The 15,552-nt window shown below is 65.7% G+C and carries 14 protein-coding genes, 1 other RNA gene and 1 pseudogene; 8 read left to right on the forward strand and 8 right to left on the reverse strand.

From position 1 onward, the window contains the following. Positions 1-11: 11 nt before the first annotated feature. The 5 genes from MXAZACID_RS09620 to dusB form a co-directional block, all read right to left on the reverse strand. On the reverse strand, positions 12-1,397 hold the full coding sequence (locus tag MXAZACID_RS09620) for a sigma-54 dependent transcriptional regulator (RefSeq protein ID WP_008494103.1): 1,386 nt from the start codon (positions 1,395-1,397) through the stop codon (positions 12-14). Beyond that, positions 1,394-3,619, reverse strand: coding sequence for a PAS domain-containing sensor histidine kinase (locus MXAZACID_RS09625; RefSeq protein WP_008494104.1), 2,226 nt, complete (start codon positions 3,617-3,619; stop codon positions 1,394-1,396). The genes MXAZACID_RS09620 and MXAZACID_RS09625 overlap by 4 nt, the downstream gene beginning before the upstream one ends. Positions 3,620-3,640: 21 nt before the next feature. Further along, the gene (gene ntrC / locus MXAZACID_RS09630) at positions 3,641-5,101 is read right to left on the reverse strand and encodes a nitrogen regulation protein NR(I) (RefSeq protein WP_008494105.1); all 1,461 of its coding nucleotides are present in this window, start codon (positions 5,099-5,101) and stop codon (positions 3,641-3,643) included. Between the two features lie 4 nt (positions 5,102-5,105). Further along, positions 5,106-6,251 (reverse strand): nitrogen regulation protein NR(II), encoded by a 1,146-nt coding sequence (locus MXAZACID_RS09635; RefSeq protein WP_008494106.1) that lies wholly within the window; start codon positions 6,249-6,251, stop codon positions 5,106-5,108. 105 nt (positions 6,252-6,356) lie between these two features. Beyond that, on the reverse strand, positions 6,357-7,412 hold the full coding sequence (gene dusB / locus MXAZACID_RS09640; RefSeq protein ID WP_008494107.1) for a tRNA dihydrouridine synthase DusB: 1,056 nt from the start codon (positions 7,410-7,412) through the stop codon (positions 6,357-6,359). Positions 7,413-7,557: 145 nt separating this feature from the next. On the opposite strand from dusB, the pseudogene ispF reads away from it, so the two are divergent. After that, positions 7,558-8,043, forward strand: a pseudogene (gene ispF, locus MXAZACID_RS09645) (2-C-methyl-D-erythritol 2,4-cyclodiphosphate synthase); the annotation flags it as partial. A gap of 328 nt (positions 8,044-8,371) precedes the next feature. Here ispF and MXAZACID_RS09650 read toward each other — a convergent pair. Together MXAZACID_RS09650 and ssrA are read right to left on the reverse strand one after the other, a co-directional pair. Beyond that, the gene (locus tag MXAZACID_RS09650) at positions 8,372-8,674 is read right to left on the reverse strand and encodes a putative quinol monooxygenase (protein ID WP_008494109.1); all 303 of its coding nucleotides are present in this window, start codon (positions 8,672-8,674) and stop codon (positions 8,372-8,374) included. Between the two features lie 161 nt (positions 8,675-8,835). Beyond that, positions 8,836-9,221: a transfer-messenger RNA gene (ssrA, locus tag MXAZACID_RS18270) on the reverse strand. 94 nt (positions 9,222-9,315) lie between these two features. On the opposite strand from ssrA, the gene MXAZACID_RS09655 reads away from it, so the two are divergent. Continuing rightward, positions 9,316-10,149, forward strand: a complete 834-nt coding sequence (locus MXAZACID_RS09655; RefSeq protein WP_008494111.1) for a thymidylate synthase — start codon at positions 9,316-9,318, stop codon at positions 10,147-10,149. Further along, a complete protein-coding gene (locus MXAZACID_RS09660; RefSeq protein ID WP_008494113.1) occupies positions 10,149-10,628 on the forward strand; it encodes a dihydrofolate reductase in 480 nt (159 codons plus the stop codon). The genes MXAZACID_RS09655 and MXAZACID_RS09660 overlap by 1 nt, the downstream gene beginning before the upstream one ends. A 20-nt stretch (positions 10,629-10,648) precedes the next feature. Here MXAZACID_RS09660 and MXAZACID_RS09665 read toward each other — a convergent pair whose 3' ends face one another. Further along, positions 10,649-11,803, reverse strand: coding sequence for an ABC transporter substrate-binding protein (locus tag MXAZACID_RS09665; protein ID WP_008494114.1), 1,155 nt, complete (start codon positions 11,801-11,803; stop codon positions 10,649-10,651). A 64-nt stretch (positions 11,804-11,867) separates the two neighbouring features. On the opposite strand from MXAZACID_RS09665, the gene MXAZACID_RS09670 reads away from it, so the two are divergent. From MXAZACID_RS09670 to MXAZACID_RS09690, 5 genes are all read left to right on the forward strand, one after another. Next, positions 11,868-12,866, forward strand: coding sequence for an NAD(P)H-quinone oxidoreductase (locus MXAZACID_RS09670; protein WP_008494115.1), 999 nt, complete (start codon positions 11,868-11,870; stop codon positions 12,864-12,866). A gap of 52 nt (positions 12,867-12,918) precedes the next feature. Next, on the forward strand, positions 12,919-13,245 hold the full coding sequence (locus MXAZACID_RS09675) for a hypothetical protein (RefSeq protein WP_008494116.1): 327 nt from the start codon (positions 12,919-12,921) through the stop codon (positions 13,243-13,245). 11 nt (positions 13,246-13,256) lie between these two features. Beyond that, positions 13,257-13,607 carry a RidA family protein gene (locus MXAZACID_RS09680; RefSeq protein ID WP_008494117.1) on the forward strand — a complete coding sequence of 117 codons (351 nt, stop codon included), beginning with the start codon at positions 13,257-13,259 and terminating at the stop codon, positions 13,605-13,607. Positions 13,608-13,957: 350 nt separating this feature from the next. Then, on the forward strand, positions 13,958-14,740 hold the full coding sequence (locus MXAZACID_RS17810) for a CHAP domain-containing protein (protein WP_205619784.1): 783 nt from the start codon (positions 13,958-13,960) through the stop codon (positions 14,738-14,740). 214 nt (positions 14,741-14,954) lie between these two features. After that, the gene (locus MXAZACID_RS09690; RefSeq protein WP_008494119.1) at positions 14,955-15,548 is read left to right on the forward strand and encodes a nitroreductase family protein; all 594 of its coding nucleotides are present in this window, start codon (positions 14,955-14,957) and stop codon (positions 15,546-15,548) included. The last annotated feature ends 4 nt before the right edge of the window (positions 15,549-15,552 follow it).

Genomic DNA, 15,552 nt, shown 5'->3' on the forward strand with positions numbered 1-15,552 from the left:
GCAAATTTCAGTTAGGCGACTTTGTCTTCCGCGGCACCTATGCCCAGCTGTTTGAGCTTGCGATGCAGCGCGCTGCGCTCCATGCCGACGAAATTCGCCGTGCGCGAAATATTTCCGCCAAAGCGCAAAAGCTGCGCCTGCAGATATTGCGTCTCGAACACATCCCGCGCCTCGCGCAGCGGCAGCGCCATCACATCCGCCGCCGGGTCGATCGCCAAGGCGCGTGGCGCGTGCGCGGCCAATTCGGTGGGCAGATGCTCGGCATGGAACAGCTCGCCCGGCTCGCTCGAGCGCATGATCATCAGCCAATCCATCACATTGCGCAGCTGGCGGACATTGCCTGGCCAGTCATGCGCCTGCAAAGCCGCCACCGCGTCCGAGGCCAGGCTGCGCACCGGCAGGCCGGAAATCTCCGCCGCATGGCGCAGGAAATGGTTGGCCAGGGCGGGAATATCCTCGCGCCGTTCCTTCAGCGCCGGCACCCGCAGCGGCACCACGGCGAGACGGTAATAGAGATCCTCCCGGAACCGCCCCTCGGCGATTTCCGCGGTCAGATCCTTCGCCGTGCTGGCCAAGGCGCGGATATCCACCTTCACCCTGGTATTACCGCCAACCCGCTCGAAGCTCTGGTCCTGCAGCACGCGGGCGATCTTGCTCTGCATCTCCAGCGGCAGCTCGGAGACCTCGTCCAGCAGCAGCGTGCCGCCATGGGCGCGCTCCAGCACGCCGAGCTTGCGCGGCGCCTCGGCGGTGGCCTCGGTGCCGAATAATTCCGCCTCGAATGTCTCCGGAGCCAGAATCGCGCAATTCATCACCACGAAAGGCCCATCCGCCCGGCGGGATTTGGCGTGGATCATCCGCGCCACGATCTCCTTACCCGAGCCGGGCGGGCCGGAGATCAGCACGCGCGAGCCGGTGGGGGCCACTTTCTCGATGGCGTTGCGCAAGGAGGCGATGCCGTTGCCCTCGCCGGTCAGCTTGGTGTCGCTGCCCACGCGCAGCCGCAGCTCGGCATTCTCCCGCTCCAGCTTGGCGGCTTCCAAAGCGCGCTTGACCACCAGCAGCAGACGGTCCGAATTGAACGGCTTCTCGATGAAATCATAGGCGCCGCGCTGAATCGCCGCCACCGCGGTCTCGATGGTGCCGTGGCCGGAGAACATGATGACGGGCACGCGCGGCACCTCCTGGTGCAGCACGTCGAGAATGCCGATCCCGTCCAGCTTGGAGCCCTGCAGCCACACATCCAGGATGACGAGTGCTGGGCGCCGGGCGCGATACGCCGCCAGCGCCTCGTCCGAGGTGCCGGCGCTGCGCGCCTCATAGCCTTCATCCTTCAAAATCGCTTCGACCAACATCCGGATATCCGGCTCGTCATCCACGATCAAAATTTCAGTCATCCTGCAGGCAACTCCCTCGCATCCTCTACGGCGGCGCCCTCCGGCAGCACCGGCAAAATCAACGACACCTCAGCCCCGACGCCGCCCGGTGCCTCGCGCAATGCCAGCCGTCCGCCATGGTCCTCCATGATCTTGGCGACGATGGCAAGGCCAAGCCCGGTGCCTTTCGGCTTATGCGTCACGTAAGGCTCGGTCAGCCGGTCGCGCCCGGCTTCCGGCAGCCCCACCCCGTCATCGGTGACGCTGAGCACCGCCATGCCGTTTTCCTCGCGCAGCCGCAGTGTCACATGGCTGGCACCGGGGCGCATCTCCACCGCATCGGCGGCGTTCTGCAGCAAATTGGTCAGCGCCTGGCCGATCAGCCGGCGGTCGCATTTGGCGCGCAACGGCGCCTCGATCTCGACCTGCCAGTCAATGTCCCGCTTCGCCACACGTTGCAGCACCATCGCCTCGCGCGCCAGCCGCTCCAGGCTCTCCGCGCGCATCACCGGCTGCGGCATCCGCGCGAAGGCGGAGAATTCATCCACCATCCGGCCGATATCGCCGACATGCCGGACGATGGTCTCGGCGCATTGGGTGAAGCTTTCCGGATCAGAGGTGATCTCCTTGGCGAAGCGGCGTTTCAGCCGCTCGGCGGAGAGCTGGATCGGGGTCAGCGGATTCTTGATTTCGTGCGCGATGCGCCGCGCCACATCGGCCCAGGCGGCCTTGCGCTGGGCGGACATCAGCTCCGTCACGTCATCGAAGGTCACGATGAACCCATCCGCCACGCCTTCCTTCATCTCCGCGCCGATGCGCACCAGCAGCACCCGCTTGGCTGAGCCCTGCCCATGCTCGATCTGCGCCGTCGCCGGGCGCTCGGGGGTGGCGCTCACCTGCGCGATCAGAGCAGCGAATTCAGGCACCAACAAGGCAAGATACTGGCCGACCTGCGGTGTCAGGTCGAGCCGTAGCAGCTCGGAGGCGGCACGGTTGGCCAGCTCCATGCGCCCGGCGGCATCCAGCCCGATGACGCCGGCGGAGACACCGGCCAGCACGGTCTCGGTGAAGCGCCGCCGCTCATCGAGCTGGTTGTTGACATCCATCAGCTCGGAATGCTGGGCGGCGAGCTGAGTGGTCATGCGGTTGAAGGCGCGCGAGAGCCCTTCCATCTCGTCGCCGGTGGCGCGCTCGGGCACGCGCACATCCAGATCCCCCTGGCGCACGCTCTCGGCGGCGCGGATCAGATGGCCGAGCGGCTTGGCGATCTGGTTGGCGATGACGAGGCCGAATCCGACCAGGGCGGAGAGCACCAGCAGGGTGAGCACCGCGATGATCAGCGCGAAGGAGATCTCCAGCTGCGCCCGGTTCTTCGCCAGGCGCTGATATTCCTCCACCGCCTGCTGGGTGCGGTTGACGTGATCCAGGATCGCCGGGTCCACCGGCTTTTCCAGCATCAGCATCAAAGGCGGGGTGATGTCGAGCTTGATCACCGCCTGCTCGGCGGTGCTGCCCGGCGGGCTGATCACCGGCACCTGCCCGGCATTGGCCTGGGCGATCACGGCGCGGTCCGGCACGGTATTGACCATGCCGGCGAACAGCCCGGCGGAGGCGATGACCTGGCCGCTGCGCGGATCGAAAATCTCCGCCTCGGTCAGGCCGCGAATGGTGGTCTGGCTGACCAGATAATTGGCAAACTCGTTGGGGTTGCCGAAAAACACCGAGCCGGAGAGATCGTTGGCCATGGCCAGCGCATCCAGCCGGATATCGTTCTCATGCTCGGTCAGGTAGCCCTGGGCGACCTGGTTGCTCTCGGCCAGGGCGGTTTGCACCCTGGTGTTGAACCAGGCCTGGACACCGAAATTGAAGAAGACGATGGCGAAGATGGCGACCAGCACGGCCGGCACCGCGGCCACGCCGCCGAACAGGAACACCAGCCGCACATGCAGCCTGGCCCCGGCGGCGCCGCGCCGATGCTCCAGCATCACCCGCGTCACCCGCCCGGCCAGCACCAGGATCAGCAGCAGCAGGGCGGCGAAATCCGAGACCATCAGCGCCAGCGCGCCGCCGGAATGCAGCGAGAGATGCACCCTTCCTGCCAGCAGCCCGAAGGTGAGGATGCCCAGCACCAGCGCCACCGAGGCGACCAGCAGGGTGGAGACGCGCCCCAGCATCAGATCCACCGCCCAGGTGAGACCCGAGCGGCGGGGGCGTTTTTCAGCGATGTCCTTGGCCCCGCTCATCCAACACGGCGCTGCACGAGGTTATCCCACACGGCGTTGCACGCCGATGCCATGCTCGCGGATCTTCTTGCGCAGCGTGTTGCGGTTGAGCCCGAGCAGGGCGGCGGCGCGGATCTGGTTGCCGCGCGTCTCCGCCAGTGTCATGCGGATCAGCGGGCGCTCCAGCTCGGCCAGGGCGCGCTCATACAGCACGCCTTCCTCGCCGGATTCCCGCAAGCTCGCCAGCAGCCGGCCGATATGGCGCTCGACCACGCTGGTCATGTTGTCGCTCTCCTCGCCGCCGCTCATCGCCTTTGCCGGCTCCTCCACCGGGCTATGGTCGGCCAGCTCCTGGGCGATCACCTCCTCGGTGATCACCGGCTGCGGCACCAGGGCGGTTAGGCGGCGGATCACGTTCTCCAGCTCACGCACATTGCCCGGCCAGCGATAGGCGGAAAGCAGCGCCATCGCCGCCGGGTCGATGGTCTTTGCCGGCAGCCCCTCGGCCTGCGCCTTGCCCAGGAAATGCTGGGCCAGCACGGGGATATCATCCGGCCGCTCGCGCAAGGGCGGCAGCCGGATCGGCACCACGTTGAGCCGGTAGAACAGATCCTCGCGGAACTGGCCGGAGCGGATCAGCGCGCGCAGATCCCGGTGGGTGGCGGCGACGATGCGAACATTGGCGCGGATCGGCTGGCGCCCGCCGACGGTGGTGAACTCGCCCTCTTGCAGCACGCGCAGCAGCCTTGTCTGCGCCTCCGGCGGCATGTCGCCGATTTCATCCAGAAACAAAGTGCCGCCGGCGGCCTGCTCGAAACGGCCGATATGCCGGTTGGTGGCGCCGGTGAAGGCGCCGCGCTCATGCCCGAACAGCTCGCTCTCGATCAGCTCGCGCGGGATCGCGGCCATGTTGATGGCCACGAACGGCCCTTGCCGCCGGCGGCCGAAATCATGCAAAGCGCGCGCCACCAGCTCCTTGCCGGCGCCGGATTCGCCGTTGATCATCACTGTCAGATCGGTGGTCGTGAGCCGGGCGATGATGCGGTAGATTTCCTGCATCGCCGGGCTGCGGCCGATCAGCGGCATCGCCTCGTCGGGGTTGGGCTTCTGCGCGTCCGGCGCCGCCGCCAGGGCGATCGGCTGCTTCAGCGCCCGGTCCACCACCGCCAGCAGATCGGTCAGGTCGAACGGCTTGGGCAGATATTCGAAGGCGCCGCGCTGGGTCGCCTGCACCGCCGTGGTCAGCGTGCTTTGCGCGCTCATCACGATCACCGGCAGCTCCGGGCGGATGCGGCGGATGCGCGGGATCAGATCCAGCCCGTTTTCATCCGGCATGATGACATCGGTGATGGCGACATCGCCCTCCCCATCCTCCACCCAGCGCCAGAGTGTGGCGGCGGAGGAGGTGGCGCGCACCTGATACCCGGCACGCCCCAGAGCCTGGGTGAGCACGGTGCGGATCGAACGATCGTCATCGGCGACGAGTACGGTGGGAAGCGTCATGGGCTTAATTCACGCCTTCTTCGGGATCTTCAAAAACGGGCAGATGGATGCGGAATTCGGTACGGCCGGGATGGCTGTCGACATCGATGAGCCCGCCATGATCGGCGACGATCTTCGCCACCAGCGCCAGACCCAGCCCGGAGCCCGCCGCCTTGGTGGAGACGAAGGGCTCGAACAGATGCCGGCGGATATCCTCCGGGATACCGGGGCCGTTATCGCGCACCGCGACGAAGATCGGCAGATTCGGGCGCGAGCGCCCGGCCGAGGCGGAGAGCCGCACCCCGTGCTGGAAGCCGGTGGTGAGATGGATCTCGCCATCCTGGCGGTCGCCGCCCTCGATCGCCTCGGCGGCGTTCTTGACCAGGTTCAGCAGCACCTGGATCAGCTGGTCGCGGTCCCCCAGCACATGCGGCAGCGAGGGGTCGTAGCTCTCGATGAATTTCACCTTGGCGGCGAAGCCGGAGGCGGAAAGCTTGCGGACATGCTCCAGCACCCGGTGGATATTCACCGCCTGGCGCTCCAGCGTCTTCTCGCCAAAGGTCTCCATCCGCTCGACCATGGCGCGGATGCGGTCCGCCTCGTCGCGAATCAGCACCGCCAGCTCGCGGTCCTGCGGCGGGGAGCTCAGCTCCAGCAGCTGGGCCGCGCCGCGAATGCCCGAGAGCGGGTTCTTCACCTCATGCGCCAGGATGGCAGCCATGCCGGTGATCGAGCGCGCCGCGTTGCGCGCCGACATTTGCTGGCCGAGCGCCTTGGCGGCGGATTCGTCCTGCAAGGTGAGCACGACGAAGCCCGGCTGGTCCAGCAGCGGGGCGGCGAGCACGGCGCAGCCGCGCCTGGTCATGCGCGGGCCTTCCATGATCAGATCATGCTCGGCGATGGTGACCCCGGCCGAGCGGGCGCGTTCCATCATCAGGAAAATCGGATGGTCCACCGGCAGCAATTCGCTGAGATTGGTCATCTGCAGCATGGTTTTGGAGGCGCCAAAAAACTCTTCGGCGGCGTAATTCACCTCGGCGATGATATCCTGCTCATCCACCACCACCACGGCGATGGGCATGGCCTCCAGGATCTGCGCCGGGTCGAGCTTGACCTGCGTTTCCCGCGGCGCCCGGCGCACCAGCTTGAAGGCTTTCCGAAACCCGCTCATTTCACGCCACTCCTTCGTCGCGGCGCAAAATGATTTCTCTCTGCGCGCGTGGCCGCCCCACCATCCCCACGCGCGTATTTTTTTCCGTCATCATGTGAAACAGCGTCATGCCGCCATCGCCATTTCGTCCTGGCGGATGAAGCCCTGTTCGATCAGCGGGTCGTAGAATTCATGAATCAGCGCCTCCACCGCGGCGCCGTCATCCAGCCGGTTGATCCGGGCGCGGAAGCCGGCCGAGCTGTGCAGCCCCTGGCTGTACCAGGCGACATGCTTGCGCCCCAGCCGCACCCCGGCCTGCTCGCCGAAATGCGCCCGGATGGCGCGGTAATGCCGCAGCAAGATCTCCTTCTGCGCGGCCAGGCTGGGCGGTGGGGTGCGGGTGCCGGTGGTGAGGTAGTCGATCACCTGCTGCAGGAACCAGGGCCGGCCATAAGAGCCGCGCCCGATCATCACCCCGTCCGCCTGGGCGCGGCGCAGCGCCTCGGCGGCCTTGTCCACGCTGGTGATGTCGCCATTGACGATCACCGGCAGGCTGGTCGCGGCCTTCACCTCGGCGATGAAATCCCAGTTCGCGACACCCTCATAGAATTGCTGGCGGGTGCGGCCATGCACGGTGAGCAGCGCGATGCCCGCCTGCTCGGCGATGCGCGCCAGGCTGGGCGCGTTCAGGCTGTTATGGTCCCAGCCCATGCGCATTTTCAGCGTCACCGGCACATTCACCGCGCGCACGGTGCTCTCCAGAATCCGCCCGGCCAAAATCTCGTCACGCATCAGCGCCGAGCCGGCGGTCTGGCCGATCGCCACTTTTTTCACCGGGCAGCCGAAATTGATGTCGATGAGGTTGGCGCCCAGCCCGACGGCGATACGCGCCGCCTCGGCCATCGCCTCCGGGTCGCAGCCGGCCAGCTGCACGGAATTCGGGCCGCCGGCGGAGACTACTTCGGCCATGCGCAGCGTGTTGCGGTTCTCGCGCACCATCGCCCAGCTGGCGATCATCTCGGAGACGACCAGCCCCGCCCCTTGCTCTTTCACCAAGGCGCGAAAGGGCAGATCCGTCACCCCCGAGAGCGGGGCGAGGATGACAGGGTGATCCAACCGCACCGCCAGGGGGCCCTGGCCGATGGTGATCGGTTTGATCATGGGGAAAACGTCGTTGCTCATGATTTGGGCAAATTATTCCGCCTTGCCGCGCCGCGCAATGCGTCAGCCCTTCTTTTTAGGCGAAGCCGCCCTCAGATCTCCCTTATTGACGCTCCGGCCTTGGCGCGTGCATTCCAGGCCGGAGCATTATCAGGAGAAACAGGGCATGATTCCGCGCATCGGCACCGGCTATGACGTTCACGCGATGGCGGAGAACCGCGACATGATCATCTGCGGGGTGAAGCTCCCGCATGAGATGGGGCTGGCCGGCCATTCGGACGCCGATGTCGGCATCCATGCGCTGTGCGACGCGATCTATGGCGCGCTGGCGGAAGGCGATATCGGCCGGCATTTCCCGCCCTCCGAGACTGAGTGGAAGGACATGGACAGCGCCCGCTTCCTGCGCCACGCCGCCGAGCGGATCAAGGCGCGTGGCGGCAAGCTGGCGAATGCGGACATCACCATCATCTGCGAACGCCCGAAAATCACCCCGCATGCCCCGGCCATGCGCCAGCGCCTGGCGGATCTGCTCGGGGTGTCGATCGATCTGATCTCGGTGAAGGCCACCACCTCCGAGCGTCTGGGCTTCACCGGCCGTGGCGAGGGCATTGCCGCGCAGGCGGCGGTGATCGTGCTGGTGCCGGAGGGCTGAGGCCCAACCCGCTTTGGCGGACTGCATGAAAAAGCGTCGAAAGCCTGCTTCCGGCGCTTTTTGTTTACGCATCATGAAGCATTTTGCATGCGCCGGGAGGGGGTAAATTAATCTATACTAAGCTTATGAAGAAAACTTCATTAGCCCAGCTTTTTGGTATTGCTGCGCTGCGAATTGGCCGGTTTCGCCGTTTCATCCGGCCAGTTATATACTCCACCCATAGGATGAGTGTTCTCTCCTATTTCTTGGACGTTTCCTCCCTAAACTTGGCGGTGCTTTTGTGCACCGCCTTTTTTTTGTCCTCTTCGGCGGCGCGGATAGCCAGCGCCTAAGCGATCTGCTTGGCGGCGATGATCACCGGCGGGCTGCCGAGCAGCGGGCCGGCGGCGGACAGGGCGGCTTTCAGATGCGCGCTGGCCATATGCGCGTCCACCGCCGCCTGGTCGGCATAGGCCTCATAGACGATGAAGGTGCCGGGCGCGTCGGTGGCTTCGTGCAGGGTGTAGGTGACATTGCCCGGCTCCTGGCGGGTGGCGGTGACCAGCTCTTCCAGGGTCAGGCGCAGTTCGGTTCCGCGCCCGGGGGCGGCGGTCAGGGTCGCGAAGACATAGACGATTTTATTGTCCACCATGAGGGGTTCCTCTGTCTGTTTTGGGTCAGTTCTGTCTGCGGGTGGCGCGCGGCCCCAGATCTGGCAGGGCCGGGATGCGCGGGAGGGATGATATCGCGGCGGGGATCGCGGGCAAGGTTGCGCCGCTCTGGCACAATGCGGGCCGAAACGCCGATCCGCGGAGTGGGGGGCTTCTGTTGCCCGGCGCCCCCCGAGCCGCGCTTTAGCTACTGATTAGGCAGCTGCAGCGAATGCAACGTTGTTATCGTTCGCATTTAAAAATTAGCCCGATAACGGCGGTACAATGCCGGGCAAAAGATGGGTCTTTACCACGCGTGTCGAGTCTATTTCGCCCCCGCAAATCCCCCCGTGATCGCGTCCTGATGACGTAGCGGCGAACGCCGCGAAGTCTGAATCAGGCCGCGGCGGCCCCGAAGGGCCGCAAGAGAATATGGAGGCGCCGGGTACCGCCCCCGGGTCCACAACGCTTATTCCACGCACCGTTTATCGCCATAGTCAGCAAGCTGACGAGGCTGATATAGGCGCCCTTCGCGGTTTGTGAAAGAGCCCCCGTGCTGGCCAGACTCGGCCCGGTATGGGAGAGAGGGGGATGATACGCCGCGCTTTGGGATGCGGCCCGCGCGCAAAGATTGAGGTGAGCCTTGCAGCAATATCACGATGCCCTCCGCACGGTGCTGGAGCTGGGCGAGATGTCGAGTGACCGCACCGGCACCGGCACAATCTCCTATTTCGGGCTGCAATCGCGCTATCGGCTGGCGGACGGGTTTCCGCTGGTGACGACGAAGAAGCTGCATATCCGCTCGATCATCCATGAGCTGCTCTGGTTCCTCGCCGGGGACACCAATATCCGCTACCTCAACGAGAATGGCGTGACGATCTGGGATGAATGGGCCGATGCAAATGGCGATCTCGGCCCGGTCTATGGCCGCCAGTGGCGCGCCTTTCCGGCGCTGGAGCCGGCGGGGCTGGCGCAGGATGGCGCCCCGCTCTACCGCGCCCGCGAGATCGACCAGATCGCGCAGCTGGTCGAGATGATCAAGAAAACCCCGGATAGCCGCCGGCTGATCGTCTCCGCCTGGAATCCCGGCGATGTGCCGCAAATGGCGCTGCCGCCCTGCCATACGATGTGGCAGGTCCGGGTGCTCAACGGCAAGCTGCATCTGCAGCTCTATCAACGCTCGGCGGATATGTTCCTGGGGGTGCCGTTCAACATCGCCTCCTACGCGCTGCTGCTGGTGATGCTGGCGCATGTCACCGGCTATGAGCCGGGGGGTTTCGTGCATACGCTGGGCGACGCACATATCTATTCCAACCATATGGAGCAGGTGAAATTGCAGCTCTCGCGCACGCCCAAGCCATTGCCCAGCTTGCGGATCAAGCGCCAGGTCAGCTCGATTTTCGATTTCCGCTACGAGGATTTCGAGATCCTCGGCTATGAGCCAGACCCGGCGATCCGCGCCCCGGTGGCGGTCTGATGCTGACATTGATCGTCGCCCGGGCGCGCAACGGCGCCATTGGCCGGGCGGGGGCTATCCCCTGGGAGCTGCCGGAGGATCTGAAATCCTTCCAGCGCGAGACGCTGGGCGGGGCGGTGATCATGGGCCGCAAGACCTGGGAGAGCCTGCCGGTGAAGCCGCTGCCCAGGCGGCTCAACATCGTCGTCTCGGCGCGGCCGAATGCGGCGGAGCTGGTGGCGCCGGATGTCGGCGCGGCGATCGCGCTGGCCTATGAGCGTGGCCATGATCGGGTTTACGGCATCGGCGGGGCGCGGATCTATCAGGAGATGCTGCCGCTTGCCGACCGTCTGCTGATCTCCGAGGTCGCGCTCGACGTGCCGGATGCCGACACGTTCTTCCCGGATTTCCCGGCGCAAGCGTGGCGGCTGGTGCATGAGCGGGTGTTGCGGGCGCAGGCGCCGGGCTGCGTCCTGCGCGACTATCTGCGCCGCGCCTGAGACGCCAGGGCAAGTGCGACTCAGACCGGGACCAGCGCTCCGTCTTTCCAGATCTGCAGGGTCACGAAGCTGGCAATGTTCTGGCCGCTGGCGTCGAACTGCGCGCCGAAGCCATTGGCCAGCGCGCCCGGCGCCAGCTTGAGCTGGCGCAGCGCCGCGAGCAGCTTCGCCGGGTCGCCGCCGGCCGCGTTCAGCGTGTCGAAGGTCAGCTTGGCGCCGACATAGGCGGTGCAGCTTTCCGCCGAGCGTGGCGGCACCGCGAAGCGGGTTTCATAGGCTTTCGCCACCGCCAGGGCGGGGCCGGGGAAAAACGGCGCGGCGATGACAAAGGTGCCGTTCAGCGCCCCGCCCAGCGCCACCTGGGTATCGCGCAGCCCGTAGCCGTTGCCGCAGCCCAGCAGCGCATCCGGCCGCCAATTCAGGTTCCTCATCGCCTGGAACAAAGCCAGCGTATCATCCGGCCCGGCGGCGTGCAGCAGCACCTCCACCTTGGCGCGCATCATCCGCCCCACCTGCTCGTAAAGCCCGGCCGCATCCGTCGGATAGCCGGCGGAGAGCGCCACGCTCTGCCCCGCCTTGCCCAGGGCCGTCAGCGTCGCCGCCGCGATCGCCCCGTCAGTGGCGCCGGTATTGAACAGCAGCCCGAGCTTGCGCTTGGCGAAGCGCGCCTGCACCGTCGCCGCCGCCAACCCGCCGATCATGCTGGTGGTGGGCGCGGTGCGTAGCAGGAATTTGAAGCCGCGGGTCATGATGCCATCCGCCGGGGCGGTCAGCTCGATGAACGGCGTCTGCGCCAGCTCCGCCGCCGCCGTCGCCGGGTAGGAGAGGGCGGAGCTGCCGCTGCCCAGCAGCAGATTGGCGTGGGATTGGGTGAGCAGCCCGTTCACCGCGGTGGCGGCGCTGGCCTGGGTGGACATATCCGCGCTGGTGAAGGCGACAGGCTGGCCGGCCACCCCGCCGGCCGCGTTCACATCCGCGATGGCCAGCAAAATCCCGCGCAACGCCTCATCTCCCTGCAGCGCCTCGGCGCCGGTCAAGGGCAGGGCGGCGCCGAAGCGCGCTTTCGGCGGGGTGGGGGCGGGCGGCTTCTGGGCAGTGCTGGCGGCGCGGCCCAAAGCGGGCAGGGCCAGGGCCAGACCAGTGCCCAGCAGGGCGCGGCGGGGAAGGGGGCTCATGCGCCGCCTACCTTGCACCGGCGATGGCTTGACGCAAGCCGGGCGAAGGCGTCGATATGGCGCCATGATGCTTCCCGAGACGATGCGCTTTGTCGATCTTCCCACCCCCGGCGGTCCGGAGGCGATGGTGATCGCTCATGGCCCGGTGCCTGTGCCGGGGCCGGATGAGGTGGTGATCCGCGTGCAGGCGGCCGGGGTGAACCGGCCGGATGTGCAGCAGCGCAAGGGGCTCTACCCGCCCCCGCCCGGTGCCAGCCCGATTCTGGGGCTGGAAGTGGCCGGCGAGGTGGTGGCGCTGGGCGAGATGGCGAGCGGGTTTTATCCCGGCCATAAGGTGACGGCGCTGTGCAATGGCGGCGGCTACGCGGAATATGTCGCGGTGCCGGCGGGCCAGTGCCTGCCCTGGCCGGACGGGTATGACGCCTTCAGGGCCGCCGCGATTCCGGAGAATTTTTTCACCGTCTGGGCCAATCTGTTCGACATGGCGCAGCTCGCCCCGCAGGAGAGCCTGCTGGTGCATGGCGGCACCTCCGGCATCGGCCTCACCGCCTTGCAGCTGGCCCGCGCCCAGGGGTCGCGCGTCTTCGCCACCGCCGGTTCGGACGAGAAATGCGCGGTGATCGAGCGCTACGGCGCCACCGCGATCAATTACAAGACCCAGGATTTCCAGGAGGTCATCGCCCAGGCCACGGATCAGCGCGGGGTGGATGTGGTGCTGGATATGGTCGGCGCGCCTTATACCCAGCGCAACATCAAATCCCTCGCCCCGCGCGGGCGGCTGGTGCAGGTGGCCTTCATGCAGGGCGCCAAGGCCGAGATCGATCTGCTGCCGGTGATGACCAAGCGCCTGACCATCACCGGCTCCACCATGCGCCCGCGCAGCGCCGAGGAGAAGGCGCATATCGCCGCGTCGCTGAAGCATCATGTCTGGCCGCTGCTGGCCAAGGGCAAGGTCTCCCCGGTGATCGACAAGGTGTTTCCCCTGGCGCAGGTGGCGCAGGCGCACGCGCTGATGGAGGCCAGCACCCATATCGGCAAGATTTTGCTGGACCTGGCCGGTTGAGTTTTCCGGCAAAGCCGATATGGCTGGCGCAGACCAACGGAAGCCTTATCGCATGAAACCGCATCTTGCCGCGCTGGCGGCCGCTCTGCTTCTGGCCGGCTGCGCCAGCCCGCCGCAAAGCCAGGCCGACGCCGCCAACCGGGCCGCCTGCACCGCCAGCGCCAACCAGGCCTATCAGAACAGCACGGTCAACCTGCAGGCCCGCACCTTGCAGGATGGCCAGCGTTTCGGCGCGCCGACCCAGCTGTTCCAGTCCGAGCAGATGGGGGCGATGAATGACCGCTATCAGCAGATTCAGCGTTGCGTGCAGTTCGGCAACCAGAATGGCGGCCCCAGCGTGAACAACGTGCCGGTCGTCACCCCGCATATCGTCAACTAACGGAGTTTTTCATGAGCCGTATCATCCGCACCGAGGCCGGCCCGGTTCTCGCCAAGGCCGTCGAATATCACGGATTCGTCTACACCATGGGCGTCGGCCCGCTGGATAATAGCGGCGACATCAAGGCCCAGACCAAGGACGTGCTGGACCAGATCGATGCCCTGCTGGAAGCGCATGGCACCGACAATACCCGCCTGCTCCAGGCGCATATCTGGCTAAAGGATATTTCAGATCGCGCCGCGCTTAATGAAGTCTGGACCGCATGGCTGCCGGAAGGCCAAGCCCCGGTGCGCGCCTGCGTCGAGGCCAAGCTGGCCGATCCGGCCTGGCTGGTGGAGATCATGGTCACGGCCTGCCGCTGATTTTTACCGGCCGTTCATTCTTTTTTAGAATGAACGATTTGGGGAGCGTTCCACGCTCCCTTTTTTGTTAAGACTCGCTTAAAAAACCCGGTTCTGGCCTGGAAAGATTGCGTTTTCGGCGTTTAGGAAAATTGTCTTAAACATAACAGCCAGATGACACTCAGATCATCGAATTTATGTATCTGTTGTAATTTTGTCGCAGTCATGGGTTGCGCCTCCTGCAATCCACCCGTAGCAAATCGTCATAGTTTGTTTGCGTCTCGTACGGATCGGGTGGACACGAAATGGCTGGGAACAAGGCGAACAGGATGATGACAAAGGGCGTTGCCGCCTGGGCTGCGGGTGTTTCCGTGGCCGCGATAACCGCCCTCTGCCCCGCCGCCGCCAAGGCTTCCACCCATCACAGCGTCTCCCACGTCTCCCATATCGCCCACAGCACGGTGCACCATACCAGCAGCCGCGTCGCGCATGAGACCCATCACATCAACACCCATGTGGCCGCGCGCGAAACCCACCACGTGATCCGCCATGTGGCGCAGAGCCGCCACGAGATCAGCCACACCCACGAAGCCAGCCGCCGCAGCGTGCATGAGCTGCATTATGTCGCCAGCCGGCATCTCTCGCACCGCGCCCGAATCGCCGCCGAATATCGCCATTCCTATATTCAGTGCGTGCCTTATGCGCGCGAGGTTTCGCATATCCAGCTCTCCGGCGATGCCTTCCTCTGGTGGGCCGAAGCCGCCGGCCGTTATGAGCGCGGCGACACCCCGAAGGTCGGCGCCGTGCTGAATTTCCGCTCCATCGGCCGCATGCCGCTCGGCCATGTCGCCGTCGTCACCGCCGTGCTCGACCCGCGCACCATCCTGGTGACGCAGGCGAACTGGGTCCCGGGCTCGATCACCAATGACGTCACCGTCCAGGACGTTTCCCCGGACAATAACTGGTCGGCGGTGCAGGTTGAGCTGGGCGATACCCGCACCATGGGCTCCACCTACCCGACCTACGGCTTCATCTATAACCATGCCGATACCGGCACGGTGATCGCCTCCACCAGCAATGGCCGCAACGAGGTCGCGGAAGCCCCAGTGGCCCGCCCGGTCGCCGCCGAAGCCCCCAACCGCAACCTGCAATAAGGCAGCGTTTTTGCCTCTCATCTGAGGTTCGGCTAAGCTCGCCCCGCGTCTTAGAGGCTGTTTCAAAAGTCGCTATGGTGAGTCGCCACGTGGTGATTTGCGAGCACCGGAGCGGAGCGTACTTAAGGTACGTGAGCACCGGCGCGCAGCAAACCGCCGCTTGGCGGCCGCCAGAGTGGCTTTTCAAACAGCCTCGTACTTATAGGAGCGATGCATGAGCCTGACCGCCAATTCCCGTACCGCCGACCACCCGATCGAGCCGGTTTTCCTTGAGCGCTGGTCGCCGCGCGCCTTCAATGGCGAGGGTATTTCCGAACATGATCTGCGCACCATGTTCGAGGCCGCGCGCTGGGCCCCGTCCTCCTATAATTCCCAGCCCTGGCGCTTCCTCTATGCCCGCCGCGACAATGCGCATTGGGACAAGTTCCTGGGCCTGCTGAACCCGTTCAACCAGAGCTGGGCAAAGACCGGCTCGGCCATCGTCTTCATCGTCTCCTCCGAGACCATGATGGTGCCGGGCAAGGAAACGCCGGTGCCGTCCTACAGCCATTCCTTCGACGCCGGCGCCGCCTGGGCCTGCCTGGCGCTGCAGGCCACCGCCATGGGCTGGTTCGCGCACGGCATGGTCGGCATCGAGCTGGAGAAGATCTATACCGAGCTGAAAGTCCCGGCCGGCTACAAGGTCGAGATGGGGCTGGTGATCGGCAAGCAGGGGCCGAAGGACCAGCTGCCGGAAGCTTTGCAGGCCCGCGAGGCGCCGAGCCCGCGCAAGCCGGTGACGGAATTGGCCTTCGAAGGCGGGTTCTGAAAGT

Origin of the sequence: Acidocella sp. MX-AZ02, assembly GCF_000306035.1 — a bacterium.
GTDB lineage: Bacteria > Pseudomonadota > Alphaproteobacteria > Acetobacterales > Acetobacteraceae > Acidocella > Acidocella facilis.

Bases quoted from the DNA above. Each gene is read 5' to 3' on its own strand.
- MXAZACID_RS09620 (WP_008494103.1), bottom strand. From the start codon at position 1,397: ATGACTGAAATTTTGATCGTGGATGACGAGCCGGATATCCGGATGTTG.
- MXAZACID_RS09625 (WP_008494104.1), bottom strand. From the start codon at position 3,619: ATGAGCGGGGCCAAGGACATCGCTGAAAAACGCCCCCGCCGCTCGGGT.
- ntrC (WP_008494105.1), bottom strand. From the start codon at position 5,101: ATGACGCTTCCCACCGTACTCGTCGCCGATGACGATCGTTCGATCCGC.
- MXAZACID_RS09635 (WP_008494106.1), bottom strand. From the start codon at position 6,251: ATGAGCGGGTTTCGGAAAGCCTTCAAGCTGGTGCGCCGGGCGCCGCGG.
- dusB (WP_008494107.1), bottom strand. From the start codon at position 7,412: ATGAGCAACGACGTTTTCCCCATGATCAAACCGATCACCATCGGCCAG.
- MXAZACID_RS09650 (WP_008494109.1), bottom strand. From the start codon at position 8,674: ATGGTGGACAATAAAATCGTCTATGTCTTCGCGACCCTGACCGCCGCC.
- MXAZACID_RS09660 (WP_008494113.1), top strand. From the start codon at position 10,149: ATGCTGACATTGATCGTCGCCCGGGCGCGCAACGGCGCCATTGGCCGG.
- MXAZACID_RS09665 (WP_008494114.1), bottom strand. From the start codon at position 11,803: ATGAGCCCCCTTCCCCGCCGCGCCCTGCTGGGCACTGGTCTGGCCCTG.
- MXAZACID_RS09670 (WP_008494115.1), top strand. From the start codon at position 11,868: ATGATGCTTCCCGAGACGATGCGCTTTGTCGATCTTCCCACCCCCGGC.
- MXAZACID_RS09675 (WP_008494116.1), top strand. From the start codon at position 12,919: ATGAAACCGCATCTTGCCGCGCTGGCGGCCGCTCTGCTTCTGGCCGGC.
- MXAZACID_RS09680 (WP_008494117.1), top strand. From the start codon at position 13,257: ATGAGCCGTATCATCCGCACCGAGGCCGGCCCGGTTCTCGCCAAGGCC.
- MXAZACID_RS09690 (WP_008494119.1), top strand. From the start codon at position 14,955: ATGAGCCTGACCGCCAATTCCCGTACCGCCGACCACCCGATCGAGCCG.